The sequence below is a fragment of the Methylobacterium sp. E-065 genome (assembly GCF_022829605.1).
In the GTDB taxonomy this organism is placed as follows: Bacteria; Pseudomonadota; Alphaproteobacteria; order Rhizobiales; family Beijerinckiaceae; genus Methylobacterium.
The window spans coordinates 1-8,745 of sequence record NZ_JAKSYD010000209.1; the positions used below are offsets into that span (position 1 = coordinate 1).

Sequence of the window (8,745 nt, forward strand, 5' to 3'; positions counted from 1 at the left end):
AGAGGCACAAAACGCGTGCTACGCCAGATGGTTCAGGCGACGACAGACCCTAGCATCGCGGAAGTTAGCCCATGGGGCTACGGTAAAGACACCGAGTTGCAGCAACTCACGATACCGGAAGGTGCTCCGGCACCACCTGAACGACCGTTCTGCTTACTTCCTCATTGGTCAAGGTCCGCGTCTGGACGGTCTGGATCTCTTCGATGCGCACGGGGGCATTCGTCGGCGCATCGACGCCGCAGGAGATGGCGCGGGGTGTCCGGCGTACTCGCCAGCTCCGCTTGGACGGGCCTAACCGTCAGTACCAGCGCCAGGACGGAAATGGCGTCGCGCATCATGCGGTTGCAAGCCGCTGCGATTTGCGCTCTGCGAACACGTCAAAGCTGCGCCCGCTTATGTCGCGACCGCCAAGTTGTCTTCATGTCCGGCTGTGGTGAGGCAGTTGCGGCACCCATCTGGGGTGAAGGCGTCGCGCGTGGCGTCACAGAGCACGGGCACATGGCATCGCCCGCTCCTTCGTCGGTCAACGCAGCAAAAGCTGATCCGTCTCAACCGCCGCGGAAACGGCTCTCGCTGTCGTTTTCAAGGCGGTTGTCCTTGAGGAGCCTGCTTGTGGGCAGTTGTTCACCGCGTGCGGAGTGGGGTCTGCGGCTGTTGTAGCCGCATAGCCACGGGGTCATGGCGGTGCGTTCCTGGGATGAGGCGTAGGGAGTGGCGTAGAGCCATTCGCGCAAGGTGGTCTGGATGAAGCGTTCGGCCCCTCACCCTGAGCCTGTCGAAGGAGCCGTTGGTGCGGGCCATGTATGGGCGCGTGCGCTTGTGGCGGATGCCGTGGCTGGCTAGGGCATCGCGGAACAGGCGCCTTTTGTAGGCCGAGCTGTTGTCGGTCATGACCCGCTCGACGGTGACGCCGAGGCTTTCAAACCAAGCCCGCGCTCGCTCTAGGAAAGCGGTGGCGCTCACCTCTCCCTCGTCGGGCAGGATCTCGGTGTAGGCCAGGCGCGAGGCATCATCGACGGCCACGTGCAGCGCCTCCTAGCCCGTGCCGCGCTTGCTGCTCTGGGCGGTCCGGTCGCCGGTGATGCGGTGGCCGACGCCGTCGATGCGCCCGAGCTTCTTCGTGTCGAGGTGGAGCAACTTGCCCGGCTTGTCGCGCTCGTAGCGGATGACGGGCGGCTTGGGATCGAGGGCGGCGAGCCGGCCCAGGCCGAGGCGGCGCAGCACGAGGCCCACCGTGGACAGCGACAGGCGCTCGCGGCGCAGCCGGGCGATCTCGGTGATCGCGGCGTCATCCAGGCGCGTCGGTGAGGTGTGCGGGCACGACGAGCGATCCGCCAGACTCGCCGCCCCTTCGGCGGCGAAGCGGTCACGCCATTTGCGCTCCGTCTTTGGTGTGATCCCCAGTGCTGTGGCCACGGCACTCACCATCCAGCCCTGAACCAGCCGAGCAACGATCAGCTGTCGACTATGGGGCGGGGTGCGCGCATTCTGGTGGGCGTCCATCCGAGGCTCCGGATCCGGGGTTGCAGGCTTTGCAACCACAGCCGCGCCCGACACCCTCGGATGGACAACCTCCATAGCAATGACATCTCTCGGCCGTCATCGTGGCTGGAGCTGCATTGTGTGTGAGACGCCGATCCACCTCGTTTCTCAGCGAGATGAGCCTCCGGCCTGCATGGCCCGCCGCGCGGGGCTTTCTCGTTAACCGCAAGCCTGTATCGTGTCGTTGGATCCGGACTATGCCCCCTCAAAGTTGGGATCTGAAGAAGCCCGCCCGGCTCACCGCCGCGGCGGGCTTGCTTTTGCCCCACCGCTCACCCGTCCAAGGTCATGCGCTTCGTCTGGCGGCGAACATTCAAAGACTTTGGGACGCCGCCGAAGGCGATCGGCTCGGGCGGGGACCGGATAGACAATCACGGCGCGTAGCGCCCGGTCGGGGATACCGGCCGGCGCTGAGACACAGGGTTCGAGGAAACCACGCTCTTGGTTGAGGCACGGGGGGGCCGGCCGGACGCGCCGGACGGGGCCGAGAATGGCCACGACGGCTCGGTCGCGGCGATCACGCAACGCCTCGATGCTCTGCCGGTTACCCGTCTTCACTTAGCGATCCTCGCCGTCAGCACGCTCGGCCTGTTCGCGGATATCGCTGAGGTCGCCCTGAGCAACGCGCTGGCGGCCATCTTCCTCGCCCCGCCCCACAACCTGCCGCGCGGCAGCCTGTCCCTCCTGCTGGCCTCCGTGTTCGCCGGCGGGGCGGTCGGCGCGCCAGTCTTCGGCCTGCTGGGCGACCGCCTCGGGCGCAAGCGCGCGCTCCAGGCCTCCCTGGTGCTGATGGCGATCGGCTCGCTCGCCGCCGCGCTCAGCACAGGCCTCACGGCGCTCACGGTCGCGCGCGCGGTGTCGGGCTTCGCGATCGGCGGTTTTCCGCCCCTGGTGGCGACCCTTCTTGCCGAGGTGATGCCGCCCCGACGGCGCGGCGCGATGCTGATGGTCTGCGCCGGGATCGGGTTCCTCGGCGGTTCGGCCGTCATCCTGTTGGTCCAGACCCTCGGGCCGGCCGCACCGCTCGGGGTCGAGGCGTGGCGCTGGGCGCTGATCCTCGGGGCCGGCTTGGCGGCGCTCGCGGCCGCACTGTTCGCACTCCTGCCAGAGTCGCCGCGCTGGCTCGCCGCGGCCGGGCGCCCCGTCGAGGCCCGGGAAGCCTGTCGGCGGTTCACGAATTCGGCACGCTCCCGACCGGCCGCGCCCGCCGGGGAGCCGCCAACGCCGCCCAAGGTCCGCGCGCCCGCCGACGAGCCGCCCGCGAGGCGCAGGATTGCCCTGTTCATCGCCCTCTACGCCCTCGCACCGTGGGCGACCTTGGGCTTCCCCCTGCTGAGCGCCGTCGTGCTCCTGGAGAAGGGCTTTAAGGTCGAGCAATCACTGGTCTTCGCCGCCCTGTCGCTGCTGGGACCGCCGGTGGGGACGCTGCTCACGGCCATGGTGGTCGATCGGCTGGAACGGCGCGCCAGCCTCGCCGTCCTCGCCGGGACGATGGCGGGCGTAGGCACGGCCTTCGCCGCGAGCACCGGGTTCGTCACCCTGATCCTGCTCGGCATCGCGTTCAACACGGCGGCGGCGATCTACGGGGCGATCCTGTCGATCTACGCCACGGAACTGCTGCCGACGCGGCGGCGGGCGTCGATCCTGACCTGCGCCTGGGCGGGGGGGCGAATCGCCTCCGCGCTGGCTCCCTTCGTCCTGTTGCCGGCGCTCACGGCCTACGGCCCGCACGGGATGTTCACGGTCATCACGGCGGTTCTCGTGGCGAGCGCCGCGCTCCTGATCGGCGGCCCGCGGGGCCTGTCCGGCCAGCCCGTCGCGCGCACCCCGTGAACATCCGTAGATAACGGTAGTGGCATTGCCGGTTCGTCAAACGGTCAACGAGGCAACCGCCGCTCCGTTGCCGCGCCCTCGGAAACGGCCCTAGTCGGCGGGGTCCGCCTCATCCACCGCATCCCGGCGCGACGGGTGGGATGCCCGCGTCCGCTTCCCCGGGGAGGTCGGTCCACAGCCCGCGCAGATCGAGCCCATCGACTGCTTGAGCTTCGAGTCCCGCTTCCGGTCGGTGTCGGCCGTCTTGGCTGCGTTGGCATCGAACCGTTTGCGGGTGGCCTCGAGATCGACGGGTGCGGTCGGATCGGGCACCATTGGATCGGGCGCAGCGGCCGGGCGTGGCTGACGCATGGGCGTCGCGGGCGGCATAGCCTGCGCGAGGCAGGCGCTGCCGGTCAGGCAGAGAAGTGCGAGAGCTGCGGCGGTGCGTTGCGGGCCCATGAAGTTCCCCCGGGGAATAAAATCGGCCCCATCACCGGGCAAACGACGAGCACCGACGAGGTCGCCAACCTCAGACCTGGTCGGTGCGCTGTACCACCGAGCGACAGGGTCAACAACAGGTCGGCTTAGGGGCTCGTCGAGTCATAACTCACGCGTGTGCGAGGGACGTCGGTTGAGCTGGTGCCAAGCGCATACCTACGCGGTCGGCCGGCACACACCGCACTGTGGTCCGGTCATCGCGGCTGATCCTCCTCAAGTTTGGCGGACCCCGTGATACGCGCTTTGCGGGGGAGGTGTTTGGCGGCAAAGACCGGACGCGAGCCCCGTTCTGAGTTCAAGCGCCAGCGGTGGCCCGGCTCGAGAGCAGTGGCCCGCTGCAGCTGAACCCGGGCTTAAACCCTTTGTGCGGAGGGAGTGCCGCACGGCGCTGATGGGCGAATCGTCACCGTCGCGGTCGGCCTAATCTTTTGGAACCGCATCTTCGAGCTTCGTAGCTTTGCCATCCGACCGAGAAGCTGACATTGCTCCCCTAGAGCTCGAACTCGACCGGAGATGCCTAGTGCGCTGCATCCGAGAAAGGGGCAGCCGGCATCTTTGCGGAGATGCTTAAATGACCTCCTGTTCCATCGAGCAGCATGCGAGCACCCTGTCGAGGAGTCTCCTGTGCTGCATGCGCAGAAGCTCACACGTCGGCTACCACGCATGAAGATATAAAGCGCCTGCCGCGAAGGTATGCCGAAACCGGGAAGGCTAGACGATAAGTGACGTTGCTCAATCGATGCTACCAGATCGCACTGTGGTGCGCCTTCCAGGCTTTGCGGGTCGTGTGGTTCGTACGTCGGCCAAACCAGCACGGTGCGCTCGTGTTGGTCTGGTTCGAAGGTCGTGTCCTTCTGATCCGCAACTCCTATCAACCACGCTGGTCGGCACCTGGCGGGTCGGTTGAGTTGGGTGAGAGCGCGTTCGAAGCGGCGACACGTGAGGTGGACGAAGAAATCGGTATTCAGATCGGAGCAGATGATCTGAAGTTTGTACGCGAGGTCACATTCCATTTTCGATTCCGGAATGATCGCATCAGCCTTTTCGAGTGGCATCCAACCAAAATTCCGTCTGTCTTGATGGACAAACGAGAGATTGTAGAAGCGCGATGGTTCGATCTGAATGAGACGAGGCGGCTTTGGCTTCTTCCTCATCTGGACGATTATTTTGGTAAACTAGCTCGGCCGCCGGATGTCATCCGCGCCTGAAACTTCTGGCATCGTCATCGTCGAAGGGGACGGCCAAGGGGCTGGCATGAGCGCTCAATTCGCATGATCGACGCAGCTTCACTCCGCCGCTTCGCCCCGACAAGAACGACGACGCCGACTGGTGGCGCGCTGATCTGCGAGAGCGTAGTGTCATACCATTCATCCCTGACACATGCGGCACGTAGAGAAAGATCCGCCACGACGAGCGCCTGTATCGCGAGCGCCGGTGCTTCGAGACGACCCTCAACCGACTCAAAGACTTCCGTCGCATCATGACCGTCTACGGCGCGCTAGCTCTCAACGATAGGTCGGCAATTGCACCCACTGCTGGCACTGCCTTTCGGCGCCAATCGATTTCGGTGCAGCACCTCAGGCGTCGTACAAGGAGGCATGCGAGAAGGCATTGTCTTCCGCTGCGCCGCAATCTCACGCGCAGCGCATTCGGGCTGATTCAGTAGCGAGTCCATCGCCGGTCGATGCTTTTTACGGCGCTGCTTTGAATCGATCTCGAGTTCAAAAAATGCAAATACACCGAGACTGTAGAAAGCGATCGCCCCTCTCGAGGAGTGATAGCGCGAGAGCTGAGCATGTGGCTGGTGAGCCTGACATGCACGCTTCCTAGATAAAGCGCAAAGGAGCTTCGATCAGCGCCTCTTCTTGGCGGCCCGATCTCGAAGTGCAACTGCTCCATCAAGATTGCGCTGCGTCGGGTTCAGCCACCGCGCGGCGGATATCCCGGTGCCTTAAACGCTGGGCGCGCTCGGGAGCAACTCGCAAACGCCGTTCACATGAGTTAGGGTTTATCAAGGTTTTGGCAATAAAACGCCTTAACGCCTGGGTCGAGGAGCCAGATTGTGAACTGGACCGCTGTACTGATCGCCGCCTACGTCGCCGGTCTCGTAGAGTTCTGGAGCCTGTGCCACGCCGCTCCGTGCGCCGAGGATTCGGGAAACACAGCGGCCTGAAACGTCTCAGCGTCGACCCAAGCTGCTATTTTTCGGTCTGACGATATTGCGCCAAAGCCTCAGCCGCCCAGCACCAGATAAGATCCGGTCACCGGTACAGTTGGTTTGCCGCCCTCACGCCGCCGGCTGTCGCTTCGAAGAGATGTGCAACGATCAGCAGGGTCCGACTAGGCGCTAAATCGCGGCCGAGATGGTCATACCAGAGCGCAGTGTCGTCATGCATGGCCGAGACCTTGAAAAGCGCTCGTACAACTACTTGCTGCCGCGCTGGGCCAGCACCGCCGGGATGGTGCGCAGCATGATCGCGATGTCCCGGCGCAGGCTCCAGCGGCTGGCATAGTCCAGGTCCAGCGCGACACGCTCGGCGTAGCTCGTGTCCGAACGGCCCGACACCTGCCACAGACCGGTCACCCCCGGCGGCACGGCAAAGCAGGTCTGGAACGCCCGGCCGTAGCGGGCGACCTCGGCCGGCACGATCGGGCGGGGTCCGACCAGGCTCATCTCGCCGCGCAGCACGTTCCAGAGCTGGGGCAGCTCGTCCAGCGAGGTCTTGCGCAGCACCTGCCCGATCGGGGTGATGCGCGGATCGTTGCTGAGCTTGTGCGTGGCGGCCCACTCGGCCCGGGCGTGCGGGTCGGCGGCCAGATGGGCGGCCAGCACCGCCTCGCCGTCGGCGACCATGGAGCGGAACTTGAGGCAGCCGAAGGAGCGGCCGTCGCGGCCCAGGCGCATGTGGCGGAAGATCGGGGCGCGGCCGTCGCCGGCCCAGACCAGGAGGGCGATGAGCAGCAGGAGCGGCAGCAGCAGGAACAGGGCGGTGACGGCCACGCCGACATCGAGGCCGCGCTTGGCCGCCCAGTTCAGGCGCAGGCCGCGGGCGACGAAGGGCTTCGTCGGCAAAATGGGATCGGCAGCCGCTTCCATCCCTTCGATCGCCTGACCTGACACCTGTCCGGCCATCGCAGTGGTGGCGCCATGGCTGTGCGCACGCAATACTGCGAGACCACCGACGACGTCTTGGTGAGCTGCGCTTTGCGACATTATCTCTTCTTCTGAGCACGAGTGGCTGCAGCGGCTAGTGCCGCTTAGTTAATGAAATCTTAATCACAGCCTCTCTTAAATCACAAGGCTTACTGCAAGGCTAGCTTTGCGGTTCAAGATAGCAATGGTATAGTTAACACGGAGGAGTATGTTTTCAATAAGGCCTTTTTGACCAGGCTGGTCGGCGGCGTATCGCGTAGGGTGCGCAGAAACTGCTTAGTCGCCAGCGGACTCTACGTATGGGTTGCGTCCGACGAGGGCTCGCCATGCGTGCCGCGCGCATTGAAAACGATAAAAGGGGCGAAGCTCGATCGAGCAGCGGTAGCGCTTGCTGCATCAACACCAAGCATGGGCAAACGCAGCATGCCGAGCGCTCCTATCGTCATTCGGCCTCGTCGCGCCCATAGCATCCAGTGCCCTTATCCGGCCCACGCTGCGTCGTCCAAGGCTTCGACTATGGCGTGCCGGTTGGCAGCCTCGATCGCAGTTTCCGGGAGCATGCCTCGAGACGATGCCAGCAGTTGACCATGCCTTCTTTTCTAGCCTGGGCCACCGGATGGGGCAGGCCACTGATACGGTCTGTGCTGGTCCCGATAATAGATCGACGGGCCGGCGTGACGATTAGATTTCGTGGAAATGGCGGGCTGCGAATATCGACAGGCATCGACCCAGCGCTTCGGGCGAACGCTTGTGAGTCGCCAGAGGGCCAGAACTATTGGGTAAAAATTCACAAATACTCGTGATCCGAGTCGATGTCGATCGGTGTCATGGCGTACGATGGTGTATCGACGATCTAGAGTGTTGTCCTTCGCTGCGAATCAACCGCCACGCCGGAGGGGCCTGAGATCGCCGACCGAGGTTGCGACCGCGGAGCAGGTCTCAAATGACGCCCTCAAAATCGATCGACCGTTGGTTTTGAGGGTAACTTGGGATCGGTCAGGCACAGGTCAGCGCGGATGCCGCGACCGATCCGCCTCAGGCGCTGTGCCAATGCCTCATTTCCGCCTAGGCGGCCGAATCGGCACCTACATTCGTCCTTCGTTCAAGGGCCTTATCCAACCCACGCTGCGCCTCAGATCGTATGAACGCCGCTCGTCATATGATGCGTATCGAGGGCAAAGATCAGGCTGGCGTCGGCCGACGTCAGACCGGCCGCGGTCGTTTCGTGGACGGTAATTGTATGCTGACCGTCCGCGCTGCCGTCGGTCGCCAGAATCGGCGGCGTCGTGGTGAACACCCCATTGTCGAGCCTGTAATGCAGCGTGTCCCCGTTCACGGACGGGGCATAGGTCATCAGGCCATCGCTGGTGATATGGGTGCCGCCTGTTCCCATGTCGTGCGTGAGCGCGACGGTCGGGGCAGCAGGCGCAGCAGCAGCCGCACCCGTCTGCATAACGGCACTTGTAGTGGCTCCGCCCGACGCGCCGGCGCCCGGGCTCGTTCCCGGGACGGCGAATTGCTGGGGCCCGGGGGTGAGGAAGGTCAGGCTGCTGTTGGACACGTCGGCGCCGTTGTAGCCGGCCGCGTCCACGTACAGGTTGCGGCCGTTGCACGGGCCGTCATAGGCGTCGTTGAGCAAGTTGACGCTGACTGTGTGCGGCCCGGCGTCGAAGGTGCCCTGCACAGGTAGCGTGTCGTCCAGCGCCGTCGAGCCGGCGACGTGTGCGGCGTGGGCG

4 protein-coding genes and 2 pseudogenes are annotated in these 8,745 nt (G+C 64.7%); 2 read left to right on the top strand and 4 right to left on the bottom strand.

From position 1 onward, the window contains the following. Nucleotides 1-548: 548 nt before the first annotated feature. Nucleotides 549-1,503: pseudogene (locus tag MKK84_RS25540) on the bottom strand (IS481 family transposase). A gap of 480 nt (nucleotides 1,504-1,983) precedes the next feature. Between MKK84_RS25540 and MKK84_RS25545 the strand changes: the two are divergent. Then, complete coding sequence (locus tag MKK84_RS25545) at nucleotides 1,984-3,375, top strand: MFS transporter (protein WP_243924835.1); 1,392 nt, start codon at nucleotides 1,984-1,986, stop codon at nucleotides 3,373-3,375. A gap of 90 nt (nucleotides 3,376-3,465) precedes the next feature. Here MKK84_RS25545 and MKK84_RS25550 read toward each other — a convergent pair whose 3' ends face one another. Continuing rightward, nucleotides 3,466-3,816, bottom strand: coding sequence for a hypothetical protein (locus MKK84_RS25550; RefSeq protein ID WP_243924836.1), 351 nt, complete (start codon nucleotides 3,814-3,816; stop codon nucleotides 3,466-3,468). A 761-nt stretch (nucleotides 3,817-4,577) separates the two neighbouring features. Between MKK84_RS25550 and MKK84_RS25555 the strand changes: the two genes are divergently transcribed. Next, a complete protein-coding gene (locus MKK84_RS25555) occupies nucleotides 4,578-5,063 on the top strand; it encodes an NUDIX domain-containing protein (RefSeq protein ID WP_243924837.1) in 486 nt (161 codons plus the stop codon). Between the two features lie 1,217 nt (nucleotides 5,064-6,280). On the opposite strand, the gene MKK84_RS25565 is transcribed toward MKK84_RS25555, so the two are convergent. After that, entirely contained in the window at nucleotides 6,281-6,952 is a 672-nt protein-coding gene (locus MKK84_RS25565) for a sugar transferase (RefSeq protein WP_243924838.1), read from the bottom strand. A gap of 1,189 nt (nucleotides 6,953-8,141) precedes the next feature. Then, nucleotides 8,142-8,745 (bottom strand): annotated as a pseudogene (locus tag MKK84_RS25570) (hypothetical protein); the annotation flags it as partial.

Bases quoted from the DNA above. Each gene is read 5' to 3' on its own strand.
- MKK84_RS25550 (WP_243924836.1), bottom strand. From the start codon at position 3,816: ATGGGCCCGCAACGCACCGCCGCAGCTCTCGCACTTCTCTGCCTGACC.
- MKK84_RS25565 (WP_243924838.1), bottom strand. From the start codon at position 6,952: ATGGAAGCGGCTGCCGATCCCATTTTGCCGACGAAGCCCTTCGTCGCC.